At 48.0% G+C, this 20,808-nt stretch carries 17 protein-coding genes; 12 read left to right on the forward strand and 5 right to left on the reverse strand.

The features are described from left to right. Positions 1-30: 30 nt before the first annotated feature. From ACM9J1_RS08490 to hemL, 3 genes are read left to right on the forward strand one after another with little or no spacing between them, the layout of a single operon-like run. Positions 31-933 (forward strand): 1-aminocyclopropane-1-carboxylate deaminase/D-cysteine desulfhydrase, encoded by a 903-nt coding sequence (locus ACM9J1_RS08490; protein ID WP_415581609.1) that lies wholly within the window; start codon positions 31-33, stop codon positions 931-933. Then, on the forward strand, positions 926-1,894 hold the full coding sequence (locus ACM9J1_RS08495; protein ID WP_415581610.1) for a glucosaminidase domain-containing protein: 969 nt from the start codon (positions 926-928) through the stop codon (positions 1,892-1,894). The genes ACM9J1_RS08490 and ACM9J1_RS08495 overlap by 8 nt, the downstream gene beginning before the upstream one ends. A 1-nt stretch (position 1,895) precedes the next feature. Then, a complete protein-coding gene (hemL, locus tag ACM9J1_RS08500; RefSeq protein WP_415581611.1) occupies positions 1,896-3,182 on the forward strand; it encodes a glutamate-1-semialdehyde 2,1-aminomutase in 1,287 nt (428 codons plus the stop codon). A 49-nt stretch (positions 3,183-3,231) separates the two neighbouring features. On the opposite strand, the gene ACM9J1_RS08505 is transcribed toward hemL, so the two are convergent. From ACM9J1_RS08505 to lysS, 4 genes are all read right to left on the reverse strand, one after another. Further along, positions 3,232-3,594 (reverse strand): hypothetical protein, encoded by a 363-nt coding sequence (locus ACM9J1_RS08505; protein WP_415581612.1) that lies wholly within the window; start codon positions 3,592-3,594, stop codon positions 3,232-3,234. 61 nt (positions 3,595-3,655) lie between these two features. Beyond that, positions 3,656-4,105, reverse strand: coding sequence for a hypothetical protein (locus ACM9J1_RS08510; protein WP_415581613.1), 450 nt, complete (start codon positions 4,103-4,105; stop codon positions 3,656-3,658). An 85-nt stretch (positions 4,106-4,190) separates the two neighbouring features. Next, positions 4,191-5,663 (reverse strand): hypothetical protein, encoded by a 1,473-nt coding sequence (locus tag ACM9J1_RS08515; protein ID WP_415581614.1) that lies wholly within the window; start codon positions 5,661-5,663, stop codon positions 4,191-4,193. A 2-nt stretch (positions 5,664-5,665) separates the two neighbouring features. Beyond that, entirely contained in the window at positions 5,666-7,366 is a 1,701-nt protein-coding gene (lysS, locus tag ACM9J1_RS08520; RefSeq protein WP_415581615.1) for a lysine--tRNA ligase, read from the reverse strand. Between the two features lie 104 nt (positions 7,367-7,470). Between lysS and ACM9J1_RS08525 the strand changes: the two genes are divergently transcribed. Next, the gene (locus ACM9J1_RS08525; RefSeq protein ID WP_415581616.1) at positions 7,471-8,208 is read left to right on the forward strand and encodes a hypothetical protein; all 738 of its coding nucleotides are present in this window, start codon (positions 7,471-7,473) and stop codon (positions 8,206-8,208) included. Positions 8,209-8,225: 17 nt separating this feature from the next. Further along, positions 8,226-8,975: a lipoyl(octanoyl) transferase LipB gene (lipB, locus tag ACM9J1_RS08530; protein WP_415581617.1), complete on the forward strand. Its 750-nt coding sequence runs from the start codon at positions 8,226-8,228 to the stop codon at positions 8,973-8,975. On the opposite strand, the gene ACM9J1_RS08535 is transcribed toward lipB, so the two are convergent. Further along, a complete protein-coding gene (locus ACM9J1_RS08535; protein WP_415581618.1) occupies positions 8,893-9,537 on the reverse strand; it encodes a ribonuclease HII in 645 nt (214 codons plus the stop codon). The two genes, lipB and ACM9J1_RS08535, sit on opposite strands and share 83 nt — an antisense overlap. A 195-nt stretch (positions 9,538-9,732) precedes the next feature. On the opposite strand from ACM9J1_RS08535, the gene ACM9J1_RS08540 reads away from it, so the two are divergent. The 7 genes from ACM9J1_RS08540 (at position 9,733) to ACM9J1_RS08570 (ending at position 20,801) form a co-directional block, all read left to right on the forward strand. Then, positions 9,733-12,855 (forward strand): SusC/RagA family TonB-linked outer membrane protein, encoded by a 3,123-nt coding sequence (locus ACM9J1_RS08540; protein ID WP_415581619.1) that lies wholly within the window; start codon positions 9,733-9,735, stop codon positions 12,853-12,855. Between the two features lie 127 nt (positions 12,856-12,982). Then, positions 12,983-14,464 (forward strand): RagB/SusD family nutrient uptake outer membrane protein, encoded by a 1,482-nt coding sequence (locus ACM9J1_RS08545; RefSeq protein ID WP_415581815.1) that lies wholly within the window; start codon positions 12,983-12,985, stop codon positions 14,462-14,464. A 105-nt stretch (positions 14,465-14,569) separates the two neighbouring features. Next, positions 14,570-16,420: a S8 family serine peptidase gene (locus tag ACM9J1_RS08550; protein ID WP_415581620.1), complete on the forward strand. Its 1,851-nt coding sequence runs from the start codon at positions 14,570-14,572 to the stop codon at positions 16,418-16,420. Between the two features lie 96 nt (positions 16,421-16,516). Next, positions 16,517-18,469, forward strand: coding sequence for a putative porin (locus ACM9J1_RS08555; RefSeq protein ID WP_415581621.1), 1,953 nt, complete (start codon positions 16,517-16,519; stop codon positions 18,467-18,469). A 226-nt stretch (positions 18,470-18,695) separates the two neighbouring features. Continuing rightward, positions 18,696-20,057, forward strand: coding sequence for a pyridoxal-phosphate dependent enzyme (locus tag ACM9J1_RS08560; RefSeq protein ID WP_415581622.1), 1,362 nt, complete (start codon positions 18,696-18,698; stop codon positions 20,055-20,057). Position 20,058: 1 nt separating this feature from the next. Then, positions 20,059-20,634, forward strand: a complete 576-nt coding sequence (locus ACM9J1_RS08565) for a zeta toxin family protein (RefSeq protein WP_415581623.1) — start codon at positions 20,059-20,061, stop codon at positions 20,632-20,634. Then, the gene (locus ACM9J1_RS08570; protein WP_415581624.1) at positions 20,631-20,801 is read left to right on the forward strand and encodes a hypothetical protein; all 171 of its coding nucleotides are present in this window, start codon (positions 20,631-20,633) and stop codon (positions 20,799-20,801) included. Before ACM9J1_RS08565 ends, ACM9J1_RS08570 begins: the two co-directional genes overlap by 4 nt. The last annotated feature ends 7 nt before the right edge of the window (positions 20,802-20,808 follow it).

Below are 20,808 nucleotides of genomic sequence, written 5' to 3' on the forward strand. Positions count from 1 at the left end.
GGCCGCTTTTTTTATTGCTATTTTTGTGACATGGAAGTCACGACCCAAACCGTTCACATTCCAGACCGAAGCGTCACTTTATCCATACGGCGCGAAGACCTGATTCATCCGGTGGTTTCGGGCAATAAATTCCGCAAACTCAAATACAATCTCTTGGAAGCTGCCAAGCAAAACCATACCCGGTTGCTAACTTTTGGCGGCGCTTTTTCCAACCATATCGCGGCGGTCGCGGCAGCAGGAAGAATGCATGGGTTTGATACGATCGGGATTATCCGAGGAGAAGAGTTAGAAGGGAAAGTGCGCGAAAACCCTACGCTTTCATTTGCGGCGAATTGTGGGATGAAGTTGGTGTTCGTGTCCCGCGAAGCGTATCGACAAAAGGCCAATGCTGATAACATTACCGCATGGCAGGAGCAGTTCGGGTCATTTTATTTGCTGCCCGAGGGCGGAACAAACGCGCTTGCCGTAAAAGGCTGTGAGGAAATTTTAACCCAAGCGGATGCCGATTTTGATTATCTTTGCTGTGCCGCAGGGACGGGCGGAACGGCGGCCGGATTGATTAATGCCAGTCAAGAAGGACAACAGGTTTTGGTGTTCCCGTCGTTGAAAGGAAATTTCTTAGGTGACGAAATCCGGAAGTTTACCTCAGGGAAAAACTGGCGCATCATTCCTGATTATCACTTCGGAGGCTACGGAAGGATTACGCCAGAATTGGTGTCGTTCATCAACCGTTTTCATCTGGAAAACGGCGTGCCGCTGGATCCGGTTTATACTGGGAAAATGCTTTTCGGCGTTATGGACATGATCAACCGAGGAAGTTTTCCGACAGGCTCAAAAATCCTGGCCATCCATACCGGTGGGCTTCAAGGAATCGAAGGCATGAACAACAAACTGAAACGCAACAAACAACCACTAATAACAACCAATGTTTAAGAGACTTTTTCTTTTAATGATGGTCATTGTGCTGGCTTCCTGCGGCGGAAACAAACCGGTAGCAAAGACGACAACGTATAAAAAACCGCAACCCGTTGCCAGAAATGTCCGAAAGCCTGTAACAAAGAAGCCCGCAACAGCAACGGCCAAACCGGTGGCACAAAAATCTTCATCGAACCAATCCGGAGAAATGAAGAAAATCGAAGCGCAATACGAAGGCGCAAAAGAGCCCGAGAAGTCATCCGGAAATACGACCGTATATTCCAAACAGGAAATCCTGGAAGCGACTACTCGTGTACGGGTAACCACGCAAATGGTACTGGATTACATCGGGCAATACAAAGACATCGCGAAAAGCAACATGAACAAATTCGGGATTCCGGCCAGTATAACATTAGGGCAAGGCATTCTTGAATCTGGTGCCGGTACCGGGCCGTTGAGTGCATTGGCCAACAATCATTTCGGGATCAAATGCCATAAAGAATGGACTGGGCCGAGCGTGGCTTACGACGACGACGCAGCCCAGGAATGCTTCCGGAAATATGACGATCCGAGCCAGTCTTATCAAGACCATTCGCTGTTCCTGACTACGCGAGACCGGTATGCTTTTTTGTTCAATTTGGATAAACGCGATTACCAAGGCTGGGCGCGCGGGTTGAAGGCGGCCGGATATGCCACCGACCCAAAATACCCGGAAAAACTCATTGGCATCATCGAACGTTACCAGCTGAACCGGTACGACGCGGAAGTCATGGGCGACGAATTCGTTCCGTTGAACACTGGCCCGCTCACGGCAAGCCAAGGCGTGAAAGCCAACAATATCGATACCTACGAAGTTGTGAAAGGCGACACGTTGTATTCGATTTCGAAAAAATTCAATCTTAGTGTCGATGAACTCAGGCGCAAAAACGACTTGTCGGAGAATGCTATTTCCATCGGCCAAATCCTCAAGATAAAATAATATGCTATACCAAAGGAGTAGCGCACTCTTCGCCGAAGCCGAGAAAGTCATTCCAGGCGGCGTGAACTCACCTGTGCGCGCATTTAAGGGCGTCGGTGGAACCCCGATTTTCGTCCGGCGTGCCAAAGGCGCTTACCTGTACGACGAAGACGGCAACAGGCTTGTCGATTACATCAATTCTTGGGGTCCGATGATATTGGGCCACGCGTTCGATCCGGTTGTGGATGCGGTAACGCAGCGCGCCAAATCGGGTACTTCATTCGGGATGCCGACTGAACTCGAAACGCAGATTGCAAAATTGGCCATCAGCATGGTGCCGAACATCGACAAGATCAGGTTCGTAAATTCGGGTACGGAAGCTTGTATGAGCGCCATCAGGCTTGCCCGTGGCTATACGAAACGGGATAAAATTATCAAATTCGCGGGTTGCTATCATGGTCATTCCGATTCTTTTTTGATCCAGGCCGGGAGCGGTGCCAGTACGTTTGGCGTCCCGAACAGCCCGGGCGTAACACAGGGTACGGCCAAAGACACGCTGTTGGCACGATACAACGACATCGAGAATGTGTCGGCCCTGGTAGCTGCCAATCCGAATGAAATTGCGGCCATCATCATTGAGCCGGTCGCCGGGAATATGGGGTGCATCCCGCCGGTTCCCGGGTTTTTGGAAAGTCTACGCGAGTTGTGTACGGCCAACGGCATCTTGCTCATTTTTGACGAAGTGATGACCGGTTTTCGACTGGCCAAAGGCGGTGCTCAGGAATTGTATGATGTCGAAGCCGATATCGTGGCGTTCGGAAAGGTGATTGGCGGCGGATTGCCCGTGGGTGCATTCGCGGCAAGAAACGAGATCATGAATTATCTGGCGCCCGTTGGTCCGGTCTATCAGGCCGGAACCTTGTCAGGCAACCCATTGGCGATGGCGGCTGGCTTGGCTATGTTGGAAGCCTTGAACGCCGACGCCGAGATATTCCAAAGATTAGAAGAGAAAACCGCCTACCTAGAGAATGGCATCCGCGAGGTGTTAGACAAAAACGGCGTAGTGTATACCATCAATAGGAAAGGGTCTATGATTTCGGTCCATTTTGCGCCAGATGTCGTAACTGATTTTACTTCTGCGGCCAAAGGCGACAATGACACTTTTAAGAAGTTCTTTCACGGATTGTTGGCCGAAGGCGTTTACATTGCGCCGTCGGCATACGAAACCTGGTTCATTACCGATGCGCTGACCTATGACGATCTGGATTTTACCATAGCCGCAATAGACAAAGTCTCCAAGAATTTATAAACAAAAAAAGCGACCTTTTCGGGTCGCTTTTTTTAAGAGTATTCTTTGATTACTTCTTGGCTTTCGCTTTCTTGAGTTCGGCAGTTCCGGTCAATTCGTCAAGCAATGCAGGGTTTGCATCGAGTTTCGCATTTTGTTCGGCGTTCAACGTAGCCCTGATTTTCGCATTCATCACTTCAGTGATTTCTTTTTTCTTAGCTTCCGGCGCAGTTGCATCGTTCATCACGTTGTGTTTCATCACGAACAGGTTCACGAATGCACTTTGCTGTTCTCCCGTAAGGCCCAAAGTCTCGGTCATTTTAACGGCGTCGGCTTTAGCGGCATTGACGGCGTCCATCTTTTTATCTTCTTGCGCATTGGCCGAAACAGCAAACGCAAAAAACAAGGTAACGAAGGCAACTAGTTTTTTCATTAGTATAATTTTTTATTGGAATTAGCAACCAAAGCTAACTTATTTTTGCGAACCGACAAAATTATTTTTTGTCTTCCGGCTTCATCTGACGCTTTTTAGCGCCTTGTTTCATGTGGTGACGTTGCGCGGTTTTCATCTTCTCCCATTTCTCGAATTGCTCCGGTGTCAGGATTTTTTTGACGCGCTCCTTCACGGCGATTTGCTCATCGAGCATTTTGCTTTTCATTGCGAAACGTTCATCGGCGGTAGGTTTTTGTCCGGCTGCGACTTTCTTCTCGCGTTCGGCTTTTACCGTTTCCCTTTTTGCTGATTCGTCGGCGATGACTTTGGCCATTTCCTTCTGTTGTGCGTCATTAAGTCCGAGTTCGAGCGTGAGTTTCTTCAAGTGAAGTTCGTTGCGTTGCGCCGGTGTAAGTTGCTCGGCTTTGTCGCGTTTCTGCATCGGTTTTCCTTCTTGTGCAAACGATGCCAGTCCGGTCATCAGGATTGCAACGGCAATCAGTTTTTTCATGGTGTAAATTTTTAAAATTCCGCCGTAGGACGCAATGCCCCATAAAGGGTTTAAGGGCGTTTTGAAATTGGCGGAAAATTAACAGCTAGAAATTCAAAAAGCCGTACACGGCGCGGCTGTTGCCGAGTTTTGCCCTTACGATGTATTTGCCGTCAGGCATTTTTACGGCCATTGACGTATCGAGCGAATACTTCTGCGGAAGCATACCTGGGATGTTCGTCGTTCCGGTCAATTGTCCGGATTTCGAATATCTTTTCAGTACCGGCAGCTGGCTCAGGTTCTGTCCTTGGTATTGGTTGTAGATGATGTCGATGCCGTCGTTTCCGATGAAATACATATACGAATGCAAATTGCCGTTGTCGTTTACCGTCGCCGGCCGATCAACCTTGATGCTGTTGCGCCAATCGAGTTTGCCCGTGGCGTTGTCAATCATCCCGATCTCGATGCCTTGATCGGTGTAGGTATAATCGTAGATGATCTGCATGTTCGTCTGGTTCAGCGGACGCCTTTTCCCATTGGCATTCAAGCGGTCGAGCAGCGCCCACGTTTTGTCGCCAGCCGGAACAAAATCCTTGATGTTTAAATCCGAAATGCGTCCGGTGTCGTTCAACATCATGTATTTCTTCAAACCGTCGGTTCCGAATTTCGCCACCATAATGCCGAGGCTGGTCACGCCCGACGAGCCATTGAACGATGCCCGGAATTGGAAATTGCGCGAGCCGGCATCGGTATACAATCCGTAAAGGTAAAATTCGTCGTTGTTGAAATTGCCTTTGATTTGATGGATTTGCCAGTCGTTGTCGAGTTTGAGCGTCTGTTCGGTAACAGCATCGGTGGCCGGGTTCCAGATGTAAACCGATTTGTACGGCTTCATTTTCGGCAAGTCAATTTCCTTGACCAGATAGACGATGCCCGCGTCCGATACGAACATTTCATGATTGCCCGATTGCTTGGAACTGAACGGAAACTCGTATTCCTTTTCCTTCAAGACTTTGTAGTTCTTGTCGAGCAGGGCAAAAGTGATTTTTTGGTTCACTTTCTTGTCATAGGATGGCTCTTTCAATACGGCGTAATGCGTTTTTCCCGGCGATTGCGCCACGAACATATTCCCAGGGTTAACGGCGTTTTTGCCTGGCATCGATGTAATGGCTTCCAACTTGGATTTCTTGCCGGTATCCATATTGGCCTTCAGCCACGAAAGCGTCGTGCTTTTGGTGTTGCGGTCGAACTCGCTCTGGAAAAAGACATAATCGCGGTCGGTGAGTGGGAATATCTCCAACAGCGTAGACATGTTCAAGCCCATTAGCGGTTGTTCCACAGACAAATTCATCGTGTCTTTTTCAAAATCGTCGCGCGGGTCGAGAATGTCCACGAAAACGTCTTTGTTGAACGTTTCCATGTTGTATTTGGTTTTCACCACGAACAGCCTGCCCGTGAAAAAACGACTGATCTGGAATGCCGATTCGTCTTGCACGGCTGTCGGTTCTTCACTCCATGAAAATTGTTGCGCCATGCCGGTGAGCGATGACAACAATAGCAAAAGCCAAATCTTTTTCATCTTTATCCGATTAGTTCGACGGTCTTGTTGTCGCCTTCTACGACAACTTTGACCAATCCGTGTTTAGACAATCCTTTCATGGCCGCATCCCATTTTTTGCCGCTCAGGCCGGTTTGCGCCTTGAGTAAGTCGAGTGCCAATGATTTGGTGGCCTTGAGCATTTCCGAAATGAGTTTTTCATCATCGGTGAGTTGTACTGCTTTTTTCTCCGGACGCATTTGCGGGAAGAACAACACTTCCTGAATTGACGAATTGTTGGTCAGGAACATGATGAGTCGGTCCATGCCGATGCCGAGTCCGGACGTTGGCGGCATGCCGTATTCCAGGGCGCGCAAAAAGTCCGTATCGATGAATTGCGTGGCCTCGTCGTCGCCTTTTTCGGCCAACAACAACTGGTGCTCAAAGCGTTCGCGTTGATCAATCGGGTCGTTGAGTTCCGAATACGCATTGGCGATTTCCTTACCGCAGACCATCAGTTCGAATCGCTCTGTAAGGTCAGGATTGTCACGGTGTGATTTACACAGCGGCGACATTTCCTTCGGATAATCGGTGATGAACGTCGGCTGGATGAAGTTGCCTTCGCATTTCGCGCCGAAGATTTCATCGATCAACTTGCCTTTGCCCATGGTCGCATCGACTTCGATTCCCATTGATTTTGCGGCCTCGAACAATTCTTGCTCCGATTTTCCGGTGATGTCAAAGCCGGTATACTGCTTAATGGCATCGGTCATCGATACGCGGGCATACGGCGCTTTGAAATTTACCGTATGTTCGCCGAAAGTGGCTTCGGTCGTGCCGTTGACGGCCATCGCGCAATGCTCCAGCAGGTTCTCGGTAAAATTCATCATCCAGTGGTAATCCTTGTACGCGACGTAGATTTCCATGGCGGTAAATTCCGGGTTGTGCGTGCGGTCCATGCCTTCGTTGCGGAAGTTCTTGGAAAATTCATACACGCCGTCGAACCCGCCGACGATCAGTCTTTTCAAGTATAATTCGTTGGCGATGCGCATATACAAAGGCACGTCGAGCGCATTGTGATGCGTCACGAACGGACGCGCTGCCGCACCGCCGGGAATGGGTTGCAATACGGGCGTTTCCACTTCCAGATAACCTTTGTCGTTGAAAAAGCTCCGCATCGCATTGAAGAGTTTCGTGCGCTTGATGAACGTTTCCTTGACGTGATCGTTTACGGTCAAATCCACATAACGGCGGCGGTAGCGTTGTTCGGCATCGGCAAACGCATCGTGGACTTTTCCATCGGCATCGACCTTTACGATCGGCAACGGGCGCAAGGCTTTCGCCAAGACTTTCATCTCGTGGATGTGTACCGAGATTTCACCGACCTGCGTCTTGAATACCGTGCCGCGCACGCCAATGAAATCACCGATGTCCAGCAATTTCTTGAACACGACGTTGTACATCGTTTTTTCTTCGTCATCAGAAACATCGTCGCGGGTGATGTACACCTGGATGCGGCCTTCGCTGTCCTTGAGTTCGGCGAACGACGCTTTGCCCATGATGCGGCGCGACATCATCCGGCCGGCGAGCACGACTTCTTTTCCGTCGAATTCCTCGAAATGTTCAAGGATTTGTTTGGAATGTGCCGTCACGGTGAATTCGTTTGCCGGATAAGGTTCGATGCCCATGTTGCGCAGTTCCGCCATTGCTTCGCGGCGCAACAATTCCTGTTCTGATAAAGCCATTGCTGTGATTTTTAAGTGCGCAAAGATAACGCATAAGTTGCACAGTTGCAACGGCGCCGGCGTGAACGTAATTTGTATATTTGGCGGAAACAAAATCCAATCTTATGAAAATCCGGTTGTTCCTGGCCGCGCTGGTTTGCGTGTTTTTTACCAGTTGCCAAATCACAGAAAATGTATATGTCAATGAAGACGGCAGCGGCAAACTGTCCTTCGATATCGATGCATCCGGATTGATGGCGATGGCGGGCGATAAGATGGGCGGCGAAAAAGATGTCGATTCGACTTTCACGTTCAAGGAAATGTTCGATGCCAAGCGCGACAGTATTTCCAAGTTGCCGGCCGACGAACAGGCCCGATTGAAGAAGTTGGAAAACGTGTCGGTCAATATGAAGATGAAAGCCGCAGACAAGCAATTCCTCATTTCGATGTTTATGGATTTTAAGAAAGCCGACGAACTCATGGACATGATGCAGGCGATGAATGCCGTCAAACCCAAACAGCCGGGCGCAGGCGAAGACAATCCGTTGTCGTCCATCGGGAACGGCAATGCTACGGATTTGAAGTTTTCGTTCGATGGCACATCGTTCAAACGCAATGTTGTCGTGAAGGACAAAGCGGCGTTGGCAGCGAAGAAAGACACGACCGGCATGACTGCAATGATGTTCGCAGGGTCGAACTACACGTTGAAATACCATTTTCCGCGAAAGGTGAAATCGGTGTCGAATAAAACGGCGATGTTTAGCGATGACCGTAAAGTCGTGACCATTCAATACCCGTTTACGGAATACCTGGACGATCCGGAAAAACTCAACCTGGAAGTCGTGCTCGAGAAGAAGAAATAACTTCGTAATTTTGCGGCATGAACAAGACTGTCAACGTCCGCGACCTCGGCCGGAAAGACTACAAGGAAACCTGGGATTTCCAGGAAATGCTGTTTCAGGAAATCGTGGGTGTGAAAATGGGCAACCGACACCGCGAGTTTCCAGAAGCTACTCCCAACCACTTTTTATTTGTTGAGCATCCGCACGTGTACACACTGGGCAAAAGTGGCGACGAATCGAACATGTTGTTGAACGAAAAGCAACTCGAAGCGAAGGGCGCGACGTTCTACAAAATCAACCGTGGCGGCGACATTACCTATCACGGTCCCGGGCAGATTGTGGGTTACCCAATCCTTGATCTTGAAAATTTCTTTACTGACATCCACAAATACCTGCGATTGCTGGAGGAAACCATCATCTTGACCTTAGCCGAATACGGACTGAAAGGCGTTAGGAGCGAAGGCGAAACAGGTGTGTGGCTCGATGTGGGTACGCCGTTCGCCAGGAAAATCTGCGCCATGGGCGTTCGCGCGTCGCGTTGGGTGACGATGCACGGATTTGCGTTGAACGTGAATTCGGATTTGGGCTATTTCGACAACATCATTCCCTGCGGCATCCGCGGAAAAGCAGTGACGTCTTTACATGTGGAATTGGGTGTCGAGGCCGTGGATATGGACGAAGTCAAAGCGAAAATCCTCGCGCACTTCAGCGTGTTATTTGAAGCCGAACTCCGTCAAAACTCAAATCTTCCTCAAAGTCAAGCGCCAGTTGCTCCGGTAAAAGCCTGAATGACATCCGATGGTATTTCGTCACGCCATATTTTTTGATGGCTGCGCGGTGTTCTTCGGTGGGATAACCTTTGTTTTGTTTCCAATTGTACATCGGGAATTCTTCATGGATGCGGTTCATGTAGTCGTCGCGCCAGGTTTTCGCGAGGATAGACGCCGCGGCAATGCTCATAAATTTTGAATCGCCTTTGACGATGCAACTGTGTGGGATGTCCTGGATAGGCTTAAAACGATTGCCATCTACAATCAGGAAATTCGGTGTAGGATTCAGCTTTTGTACACATTCCTGCATGGCCCGGATTGAGGCGTTGAGGATGTTGATTTCGTCTATAATGTGATGTTCAATATGTGTCACCGAGTAGCAGAGTGCTTGGGCTTCGATCAATGGGCGAAGTGTGTCGCGTGATTTTTCTGACAATTGTTTGGAGTCGTTGAGTAAATCGTGCGAGAAGTTTTCGGGAAGAATGACTGCGGCAGCGGTAACCGGCCCGGCAAGACAGCCACGGCCAGCTTCGTCGGTGCCGGCTTCGAGGGTGAATTCGGAAAATTTTCTGCCAAGCATTCTGTTAATTTTTACAAAATTATAAAAACATCGCAACCTTCCACACAGTAAGTGCATCTAGAAAATTAAGTCAAAATGACCCGATTTTAAAGTGCAGGCTTAACAAACGTTAAAAATGATTATTACTTGGTAATATTTGCGTAATTAAGAAATAATTATGAAGTTTGCGGAATAACTAACTCAAATAAATGTAATATGAGATCGAAGTTGAAATGGATTTTTACGCTTTTATTGGCGTTAACACTTCAGTTTTCTTTTGCACAGGAGAAAACGATTACAGGTGTTGTTTCTGATGCCACAGGAACATTGCCTGGCGCGAATGTAGTCGTACGTGGTACGAATAAAGGCGTGCAAACAGACATCGATGGGAAGTATTCCATCCAGGCAAAAACAGGCGATGTGTTGATATTTTCATTCGTAGGTTTGGCTGACCAGACAGCAACCGTCGGCGCATCGAACACCATCAATGTAACTTTGAGCCAAAGTGCAACAAAATTGGCGGAAGTTGTTATTGACGGTTACCGTACGGTTAGTCGTAAAAAGGCTGCCGTTGCTCAAACTACTGTGAGTGCCGATGTCGTTGAGGGAAGACCGAACGTTTCATTTTTGCAGTCGCTTCAATCGCAAGTGGCCGGTTTGAATATCGCCAGTGCATCTGGTACGCCAGGTTCCGCAAAAATTGACATTGTTTTGAGGGGTTATTCATCGGTAAATGGTGCTACAGATCCACTTTATGTAATTGATAACGTGGCTACAAACTCTGTTGTATTCAGGGCTTTGAACGCCGAAGATATCGAATCCATTACCGTGTTGAAGGATGCTTCGGCTACTGCAATCTACGGTAACCGTGGTGCCAGTGGTGTGGTGGTTATCACAACCAAAAAAGGGAAATACAATTCGAAATTGCAGGTTCGGTATAACGGAAGCACTGGTTTTTCTGTTTTGCAACAAAACCGTTACAACTTGCTTAACGCTAGGCAGGAGCTTAGACTTGAAAAGCAATTGGGCGTGGGTTATGCTACAGCCGCACACGACGGTGCTGGTTTGACCGACGATGAAATTAACGCATGGGATGTCGATACGGATTGGGAAGACTACTTTTTCCAAACTGGCGTAACACGTACTCATAACTTAAGCTTTACGCAAGGTGGTGAGAATATGTCCAACTTTACGTCTTTGAGTTATTTTGATCAAGACGGTATCGTGCCAACTACTTATTTCAAGAGATTTACGGTTCGTACGAATTTCACCGGTAAGACGTCGAACGACAAGTTCAACTATTCAACCAACTTTACCGGTTCGTACTCAAAAAGAAGCCAGTTGAACCAAGAAACCAATTCAGGTTTGAATGCAAACGTGGTGCAAAACCCTTTGCAAGGTATTTTGGCTTCCATGCCATGGGTTGACCCAAGCCGTTACGTAAACGGCCAGCGCATCTGGGATGAGTTTTATGCGAACCTTCCGGAATACAATGATCCTGAAGATGCAGAGAACGACTTATACCAAGCCCCGATGGCTTTGCTCGATTACATTGCGCCCGGAAATATTCCAAACGAGTATGGTGAAATCAAATTGTTGTTCAATGCTTCGGGTACCTATAAGTTTACCGATTATTTGAAATTTACCTCTACCGCCGGTATCGATTTTAATGAAAGCCGCAGGTTGTTTGCAAGGGCGCCTTGGTCATTCCTGGCTCGTGCAGTTGCTGAAACAAACGGGACGGAGTTTGGTGGCATCGAAGACATGTCTTATGCACGTGACTTTGGGTTTACTGCTACACAGCGCTTAAACTTTGTAAAAACATTCAAAGACAAGCACACTATCGACGCGTCGGTTTTTGTCGAGTATATTAAGAGTCACGCGAACACTCAGGCGCAGCGTCAGGACGGTTTGAACCCGCAGACATGGTCATTTGGAGCGGGAACAGGCTACGTGCCGTTCGACGAAGTCAACAATTTGTACAGGCCAACCGTAAGTGCTTCGAAAGCTACTGCCGGATTGTTCTCTTATTTTGCAACTTTTGATTATGATTATGACGGTAAATATGGTTTGGTGGCAACGCTTCGTCGTGACTCGTCTTACCGATTTATTGCTGACAATGCATGGGGTACTTTCTGGTCGATCGCCGGTAGGTGGAACATTGACGAAGAGAAGTTTATGGACAATACCTGGTTTGATGGTCTGAAGCTCAGGGCATCTTATGGTACTACAGGTAACCAAAACTTTCTGTATGCCGGGTACGGTGTGAACCCACTTTACATCGGCGGATCTTATACCCGCGACCTTACCGCCATTGGAGGCGGCTATGACAATGCGCCGGCGGCTTATTATATTGGGCAAATCGGCAACCCGGATCTCAAATGGGAAACCACCACGCAAGTTGACTTGGGTGTTGACTTTTCAGTTAAAAAGCGTTTGAGTGGTAGCATCGACGTGTATAGGAAAGAGACAAAGGACTTGTTCGACACTGATAACGTTTCGGGTGTGACCACGCAATATGGTTACGCTGCCAATACACAGGGTACACTTTTGAACGAGGGCGTGGAATTGACCCTCCGTTATGACCTCTTGAAAAAAAGCGACTGGAAAATCAACCTTTATTTTAACGGTTCTTACAACAAAAATACTAGGGAAGGCATTATTTATGCGCCGGGTGAAGACCTCCAGTTCGAGGGGAACATTTCCCAGGCAAATGGCCAGCCGTTGAATGCATTTTACTTGGTGCCTTACGTAGGAGTGAACCAAGAAAACGGTAACCTTTTGTTCTTGGCTGCTGACGGAAGTTTGACAGAGACACCGACTGACGAAGACAGGCGTTTTCTAAGTAAAACCTACCTGCCGAAGTACCAAGGTGGCTTTGGTTTTAATGTAAACTATAAAGGTATTTTCGTAAACACCGACTTCTCGTTTGTGACAGATATCTATCGTTTCGACTTTGACTTGGCGAACTTGTCTGCCCCGGAAGTTATCGGACAGTATCCAGGAACCACGGATTATCTCAATGCTTGGTCTCCAACCAACACAGATTCTAACTATCCATCGCTTACCGCTACTAACACCAGCTTCGACGGAATTTCTGACCGTTTCCTCAGGGACGCTTCATACCTCCGTTTGAAAAACCTCGTTGTAGGTTATGACGTACCGAAGAAAATGCTGGAAAAGACTTTCCTGACCAGCGTGCGTGTATTTGGACAATTTGAGAATTATCTTACTTGGACAAGGTGGAGAGGTTTTGATCCTGAAAACTTGAACGCAAGCAACCAAGGTGGCTATCCGTCTCCGAAAATTGCTTCTGTTGGTGTTGATATTCAATTCTAAAAAAAAGAAAANGAAAAAATTCAGATTAATTGCACTTTTTGCTGCAGGAACGTTGTTCTTTTCGTGCGACGACGCCCGCGACATCGTACAGGATGGCGAATTTAATGAAGACGCTACATTCCGTACGGTGGACGATATGGATCAATACCTTACAGGTACGTATTCACAATTGACGACTACGAGCGAAATCGCTTTCACCTCTATTTTTACTGATGAAGTAGGTTTCGGCCCTGCCAATGCGGGTCAGAATCTCGATTTGTATAAATTGGTATTGAACAACAACAATGGCAACGCTTCATCCATATGGTTGAGCCATTATTCAGCGATCAATTATTCTAACCGTTTGCTGAAAGGCGCTGCTACAATCACTCCGTCGGCCGCTGATTTGTCACGCTATAATTCAATCATTGCAGAAGCGAAGGTTATTCGTGCGTTTTGTCACTTGCAATTGATGTCTTACTTTGCTGAAGATATGACAGACGACAGTTCATTGGGTGTAATCCTGATGGATCGCGTACCGGATTTGCAAGAGCAGCTACCAAGAAACACTACTGGTGAGGTCTTCGCCTTGATTGAGTCCGATCTCGACGACGCTGAGGCCAGTATCGTTGACAGAACAGGAGCTAATGCGTATTTCTATGCTTCGAAAAACCTGATTTATGCGATTCGTGCCAGAATGTATGCTTATCGTGGTAATTATCCGGCTGCCGAAGCGGCTGCCGATTGGGTAATCAATAACTCTGGTCTGAGTTTGGCATCAGCCGGCTCTTTTACAACCGCCACCACATTTGCTACTGGAACAACCAGTCCTTACCGCGCTATGTGGGTTGACACCAACAGAGGCGAGATTATCTGGGGCTTGAGCAGGTTCCCGGGAGACGGTGCAATTGCGGGCGTTTGGACAACCAATGCAACAACTGCTGGTGGTTCCGTACTGCACGATATGGGAAGGAACTTGTTTAACCTGTTGAACGATCAGGATCAGGACGGCTTGCTCTCAACGAACTTCCAGCAGCCTCCGACGAATGCTGCGAATGATTCGGACGACCGCGACGTTCGTGTAAGGTCATTCATTGATAGAACTGCCACCATTCGCCCAGATTACGCTACCGTTGCAAACTACAAACAAACGGATAACCTTACCATTGACAAGTATCCTGGCAAATTAAGCGGTCCTACTGGTTTTGCGTTGACCAATGACTTGAAAGTATTCAGGTTGTCAGAAATGTTTTTTATTAAAATGGAAGCGCGTGCTGCGGCTGGTGACTTGGCCACTGTGGCAACTATGTTGAAAGATTTCCGTGATCAAAGGACGATGGCTGGCGGACAGGCACAGCCGTTGCCTTCTTACAGTTCTGCCACTCTGGCATGGGCTGATATCTTGCTCGAACGAAGGAAAGAACTTTGTTTCGAAGGACACCGTTATATTGACTTGAGGCGCTTAGGGGCTTTGGCCGGTGGCGTGTCGATTAATCGTTACGAGAGAGATTGTTCAGAGAACGCTGTTCCTGTTTGTGAGCTTCAATTGGACGATCATCGTTATGTTTTACCGATTCCAATCGATGAGATTATCGGTAACTCTGCAATACAACAAAATCCTGAGTACTAAGATTTTCGGATTTTTAAGTAAAGAGAGCTGTTAATTTTTTAACAGCTTTTTTTATTTAATAATACTTAATGTTACTACATTTAGCAAATTTTTTATTCGATTTTTATGAAGACGATATTACTTCTCTTTTTGCCAGCGTTATGCCTCGCTCAAACCGAAGCTGAACGAAACAAGATAGCGGCCACTTATGATCAGGACGCAATTGCTGCTGAAGTTCAGGCGGCAAAGGAAAAGAGTGCAACGCAAAAGCAACTAATTGCCGATTATAAGGAACGCTTCGGTGTCGTAGACAGCGAGCGTCATTCTCTACAACGTATTGAAGACGGCCTGCCTATCTTTTTTACCATTTTTAATGACGGTTCTTCCAAGACCATTCGCGCGAACCGGCTTTATCCGGGCGGATTGTTGGGTCTTAGCGTGACCGGGGCAGGTATTACTGCCGGGGTGTGGGATGGAGGGAAAGTTCGAAATACGCATGTAGAACTCACCGGGAAGCTCACCTTGGGCGATGGTGCCACAGACCTTAGTGCCCATGCCACCCACGTCACGGGAACAATATTGGCTGCGGGTATCAGTGCGCCCAGAAGAGGCGTGGCATACGGAGCATCCGGCCTTAGCTATGACTGGGACGACGACTATTCTGAAATGCTGGCTTTCGGGGCTAGTGGCTATTTGGTTTCTAACCATTCTTATGGTTATGACACCGCGTCATTGCCGAGTTGGAAGTTCGGTTCATATGACTCTTCGTCCGTAGAAGTAGATCAAGTATCCAATTTGAATCCCTATTATCAAGTTGTACTTGCGGCTGGCAATGACCGCGACAATGGGGTGTTGGAACAAAACGGACTGAAAGGCGGATATGACCTATTGTCAGGAACAAATTTATCTAAGAACGGAATAACTGTAGCGGCGGTAGAGGAGCAACTTAATTATGTCGATCCATCAAGTGTGGTAATGAGCAGTTTTAGTAATTTCGGACCTCCCGATGATGGTAGAATCAAGCCTGATATTGCCGCGAAGGGTGTGGGCACGAGTTCATGCGTTAGTTCGTCAAACGTTGCCTACGAAATTTTCAATGGAACATCCATGGCGGCGCCTGCAATTACAGGGCTTATCGTATTGTTGCAAAAGCACTACAACAATTTAAATAGTGCTTTTATGCGGGCTTCCACCGTAAGGGGCCTGATTTGCCATTCTGCCCGGGAAGCAGGAATGACAGACGGACCAGATTATGAATACGGTTGGGGTTTAGCCGACGGACAGACAGCGGCGACTATCATTTCAAATAGAAATGTTTCAACGGTTCTGGAAGAGAATACTTTGTCTGGCGGAGGAACGTTCACCAAGCAAATAACCATAACAGCGCCACAAAAATTGTCTGTTACCATATGCTGGACAGACCCAGTAGGCGCGACGAACCTGACAGGTGCAGTCGATTCCCGTGTTCCACGTTTGAAGAACAACTTGGACCTGAAAGTATTGAAAGATGGCAATACTTATTTTCCGTGGCGTTTAAATCCTGAAGACGTCACTAGCGAAGCAACCCGTGACGCGGATAATGATGTTGACAATATTGAGAAAGTACAGATTGATTTGGCTACGCCTGGCGTGTACACGATTCAAGTTACCCATAAAGGATCGCTCGCAGGCGGTTCACAGGTTTTTTCGCTGATTGCCAGCGGAAACAATGGTGCGGGCTTGTCCGCAAACAGCGTTGACTTCAAAGACAACATCGTCCTGTATCCAAACCCAGTAAAATCTACACTTGGTTTCGCGGTGCCGAACAATGGCGAAGTCACCGATGTCAGCATCTATGACATCTTGGGCAAACAAGTGAAAACGGCAGCAGGTTTGGTGAACAACAGCATCGATCTTTCAGACCTTGCAGGTGGTATTTATATGGCGCGCTTCACCTATGACGGCGCTTCCTTCACCAAGAAGTTCATCAAAGAATAACAAAACATTAGCATAGTAAAAGCATCCTGACTCGTTCAGGATGTTTTTTTATACGGCAAATCCAATTACCTTTGCCCAACTTGTAATGACCTTTCGATGAGATTGTACGCGCTGATATTCTTTCTTTTGCTTTCGCTTCATGGCTTCGCACAAGTCAAGCCGGAACCCAAGCCCAAAGAGCGCAAGCTGCTCACCGACAAAGTTGCCGAAGCGCCCAAAGCGTCCATCGACCAATACCGCATCATCAGCTTAAACAAAGACACGACTTATGTGGACACGTCGCTGACCATTAAAAAAGAATACGAGTTCAATTACCTGCGCCGTGACATCTTCGGGTTGATGCCATTCGCCAATGAAGGACAGACGTATACCACGCTATACTATGGCCTGACGCGCCAGACACCGTATCCCGAATCCGGTTACAAAGCCAAGCATTTCAATTATCTCGAAGCGAATGACGTACGCTACTATTCCGTGGCCACGCCGCTCACCGAGTTGTATTTCAAAAGCGTCATGGAACAGGGCCAGAACATCGATGCTTTCCTGACGGTCAACACGTCCGAACGCTTGAACATGTCCATCGCCTACAAGGGATTGCGTTCCCTCGGAAAATACATCAACCAACTTTCCAGTACCGGCAATTTCCGGATGACTACAAGTTATCGCACCAAGAACGACCGCTATGCCGTTAACATCCATTATGTGTCGCAGGACATGCTCAACGGCGAGAACGGCGGCATCGTGAGCGATGAAAATTTTGAAGGCGAAGACAATGCCTTCCGGAACCGTGCACGGCTCGAAGTGTATTTCAAGGACGCCAAATCGTTTTTGAAAGGTTACCGAGGTTTCGTGGACCACAGTTTTCTGGTCAACGGCAAGAAAGGCAGCAACAACCTGTATGTGACGCATCAGTTCAGTTACGAGCGAAAATTCTTTGAATACAGCCAGCCTACCATCGCATCGGCCATTACCGACGATCAAGGCCAGACTTATACCATCCAAAGGTTTGGCGAAGCTTTCGTGACGTCAACACTGATAGATCAAGTCAGATACAACCACATGTACAACAAAGCCGGTCTCGTGTATGAAAATGCTACACTCGGCCGTTTCAGTTTCTTCGCCGACGATTTCCGCTACAATTACTATTTCGACAAAATCATCACGCTCAGCAGCGGCACGATTCCTTCATCGCTCAACGACCAGATCAACAGCATCGGCGGCCAATATGACTACCGCAAAGGCAACTGGAATGGCGCGTTGTTGTACAGTGTCGCCATTGCCGGCCCGGCCACTTCAAATGCGGAAGCATCGGCGTCCTACCAAATCAACGACAAAAACAAACTCACGTTTCGCTACCAGAACCAAAGTAAAATCCCGGATCACATCTATAACTTGCACCAAAGCAGTTACCGCGCCTACAACTGGTTCAATGATTTCGAGAACGTAAAAATCAATACGCTCGAAGCCGAAGCCCAAACCCAATGGCTTACTGCGTCGCTCCAGTTGCGCACCATCAAGGACCAATTGTTTTTCTCCGACGACGCAGACGGCATCAACGATACGCTACAGCTCGTTACGCCAAAGCAGTACGACAAAGCCATCAATTACCTTGCGGTGAAAGTGGCACGCGAGTTCAGGCTCGGCAAGTTCGCGCTGGACAACACCATTCTGTACCAGCAAGTCGATCAGGAAGACGACATTTTGAACGTGCCCAAATTCACCACGCGCAACACACTTTACTACTCAGATTATTTCTTCAAGCGCGCATTGTACATCCAAACCGGCGTCACGTTCAACTATTTCACAAAGTATTACGCCAACGAATACAACCCGATGCTCGGCGAATTTTTTGTCCAGAACCAAAAGGAAATCGGCAGTTTTCCGATGCTTGATTTCTTTGTGAACGCCCGCGTACGCCAAACGCGTTTCTTCCTCAAGGCCGAGCACTTCAACTCGGGCTTCACGGGCAACAAATTCTATTCAGCGCCGCATTACCCATACCGCGATTTCATGATCCGGTTCGGGCTCGTCTGGAACTTTTTCCAGTAATTTTTTGGGCGTTCCGGCGCAACAGACTAAATCTATCCAGCAAGGTCATTTGCGCCGTCGGGCTGTCGGCAGTCGCTTTGCCAGACCCGAAAGGTTTCAAAAACCTTTCGGGTCTCCGCAAGAGCTCCAACAACGCCTCCATCCCTAACGCGGGCTATCAATTATCAATTGTCCATTATCCATTGTCAATTGATTCCTTATCTTTGCCCTTCGATAAGCATTTAAAATGAACTACGCAGAAAACATCCTCGGCACCATCGGCAACACGCCATTGGTCAAGCTCAATAAAATAACCGCCGAAATCCCGGCGCTCGTCCTGGCCAAAGTCGAAACCTTCAACCCGGGCAATTCCGTCAAAGACCGCATGGCCGTCAAAATGATTGAAGACGCCGAAGCGGACGGCCGCCTCAAACCAGGCGGTACCATTATCGAAGGCACATCAGGCAACACCGGAATGGGATTGGCCTTGGGCGCCATCGTCAAAGGCTACAAACTCATCTGCGTCATTACAGACAAACAATCCAAGGAAAAAATGGACATCCTGCGCGCCGTCGGGGCAAAAGTGATTGTCTGCCCAACAGATGTTGAACCGTCAGATCCGCGTTCCTATTATTCAGTATCAAAACGTTTGGGCGAAGAAACCCCGAACTCCTGGTACGTCAACCAATACGACAACTTATCCAACAAGCAAGCGCACTATGAATCTACCGGACCCGAAATCTGGGAACAAACCGGCGGAAAGATTACGCATTTCGTGGTCGGGGTAGGCACGGGCGGCACCATTTCGGGCGTGGCAAAATATTTAAAAGAGAAAAACCCTAACATCAAATGCTGGGGCATCGATACCTACGGCTCGGTGTTCAAGAAATACCACGAAACCGGCATCTTTGACGAGAACGAAATCTATTCGTACATCACCGAAGGCATCGGCGAGGACATTCTTCCTAAAAACGTAGATTTTTCCCTCATCGACGGCTTCACCAAAGTCACCGATAAAGACGCCGCCGTTTACCAACGCAGGCTGGCGCTTGAAGAAGGCATTTTCGTGGGCAATTCCGCTGGATCTGCCGTCAAGGGTGTGTTGCAACTCAAAGAACATTTTAAGCCGGGTGATGTTGTGGTGGTTTTGTTTCACGATTCGGGCAGCCGTTATGTCGGCAAGATGTTCAACGACGACTGGATGCGCGAGCGTGGTTTCCTGGACGAAGACTTCAAGAAAGCAGAAGATGTCATCAAAGACCATATAGACAAACCGCTCGTTACGGTGCGTACCGAAGAGCTGGTGTCGCACGCCATAGACCGCATGCGCAAATACAAAATCTCGCAGATACCGGTTATCGATACCACAGGTTTTGTGGGTTCCGTTGATGAAACCGATTTGTTCCAGCATTATGTGTCAGACAAAAATGTGCTCGACACGCCTATTAAAGACGTCATGGGTAAACCGTATCCAATCGTAAAAGCGGGAACGGCCATCGAAGAAGTGTCCAAGCTTATTTCAAAAGACAACCAGGCGGTTTTGGTGGCACTCGAAAACGGGAAACACCACATCATCACCAAATACGATATCATCGGTTCCATCAGGTAATTTGGATTCCAAGACCATCTATATCATCGCGGGTTGCAATGGCGCCGGAAAAACAACGGCTTCTTATTCCATCTTGCCAGAGATATTGGATTGTCGGGAATTCGTGAATGCCGATGAGATTGCAAAAGGACTTTCGCCATTTCAGCCCGACAAGGTTTCGTTCGAGGCCGGACGCATCATGATGGAACGCATCAACCTGCTGTTGACGCAAGACGATAATTTTGCCTTCGAAACCACGCTGTCCACGCGGTCGTATCGGTCCAAATTGGAGCGCGCAAAAGCCAACGGTTATGCCGTCCGGTTGCTTTTCTTCTGGTTGCCCACGCCCGAAATGGCCATCAAACGCGTTGGCATGCGCGTCAAGGAAGGCGGTCATAACATCCCGATTGATGTCATTCGTCGTCGGTATGTGCGCGGCATCAACAACCTATTTGAAATTTACATACCTTTGTGCGACGAGTGGGTGGTGTTTGACAATTCAGACAAACCTTTGCTCATCGCAGACGGCACGCCCACACGGACCGATGTCATCGATTTCCACAAATGGACGGCGCTCAAAAATTACAGATTAGTATGAAAACCGCGTTGCACGAACAATCAGATTTCATCCGCAAGGTCACCAAAGGCCTGCAACAGTCGTACAAGAAACTGGTCAAGACCAAGGCCGAGAAAAACCAATCCATGGTAATCATGCACAACGGAAAGATCATGACCGTAAAAGCGGCCGAAGTCAAAAACAAATAAGTCCTGC

The sequence above is a fragment of the Flavobacterium longum genome, assembly GCF_965137575.1.
Classification (GTDB): Bacteria; Bacteroidota; Bacteroidia; order Flavobacteriales; family Flavobacteriaceae; genus Flavobacterium; species Flavobacterium longum.

Excerpts from the sequence above, each read along its gene's own strand:
- ACM9J1_RS08490 (WP_415581609.1), top strand. The coding sequence starts at position 31 with ATGGAAGTCACGACCCAAACCGTTCACATTCCAGACCGAAGCGTCACT.
- ACM9J1_RS08495 (WP_415581610.1), top strand. The coding sequence starts at position 926 with ATGTTTAAGAGACTTTTTCTTTTAATGATGGTCATTGTGCTGGCTTCC.
- hemL (WP_415581611.1), top strand. The coding sequence starts at position 1,896 with ATGCTATACCAAAGGAGTAGCGCACTCTTCGCCGAAGCCGAGAAAGTC.
- ACM9J1_RS08505 (WP_415581612.1), bottom strand. The coding sequence starts at position 3,594 with ATGAAAAAACTAGTTGCCTTCGTTACCTTGTTTTTTGCGTTTGCTGTT.
- ACM9J1_RS08510 (WP_415581613.1), bottom strand. The coding sequence starts at position 4,105 with ATGAAAAAACTGATTGCCGTTGCAATCCTGATGACCGGACTGGCATCG.
- ACM9J1_RS08515 (WP_415581614.1), bottom strand. The coding sequence starts at position 5,663 with ATGAAAAAGATTTGGCTTTTGCTATTGTTGTCATCGCTCACCGGCATG.
- lysS (WP_415581615.1), bottom strand. The coding sequence starts at position 7,366 with ATGGCTTTATCAGAACAGGAATTGTTGCGCCGCGAAGCAATGGCGGAA.
- ACM9J1_RS08525 (WP_415581616.1), top strand. The coding sequence starts at position 7,471 with ATGAAAATCCGGTTGTTCCTGGCCGCGCTGGTTTGCGTGTTTTTTACC.
- lipB (WP_415581617.1), top strand. The coding sequence starts at position 8,226 with ATGAACAAGACTGTCAACGTCCGCGACCTCGGCCGGAAAGACTACAAG.
- ACM9J1_RS08535 (WP_415581618.1), bottom strand. The coding sequence starts at position 9,537 with ATGCTTGGCAGAAAATTTTCCGAATTCACCCTCGAAGCCGGCACCGAC.
- ACM9J1_RS08540 (WP_415581619.1), top strand. The coding sequence starts at position 9,733 with ATGAGATCGAAGTTGAAATGGATTTTTACGCTTTTATTGGCGTTAACA.
- ACM9J1_RS08550 (WP_415581620.1), top strand. The coding sequence starts at position 14,570 with ATGAAGACGATATTACTTCTCTTTTTGCCAGCGTTATGCCTCGCTCAA.
- ACM9J1_RS08555 (WP_415581621.1), top strand. The coding sequence starts at position 16,517 with ATGAGATTGTACGCGCTGATATTCTTTCTTTTGCTTTCGCTTCATGGC.
- ACM9J1_RS08560 (WP_415581622.1), top strand. The coding sequence starts at position 18,696 with ATGAACTACGCAGAAAACATCCTCGGCACCATCGGCAACACGCCATTG.
- ACM9J1_RS08570 (WP_415581624.1), top strand. The coding sequence starts at position 20,631 with ATGAAAACCGCGTTGCACGAACAATCAGATTTCATCCGCAAGGTCACC.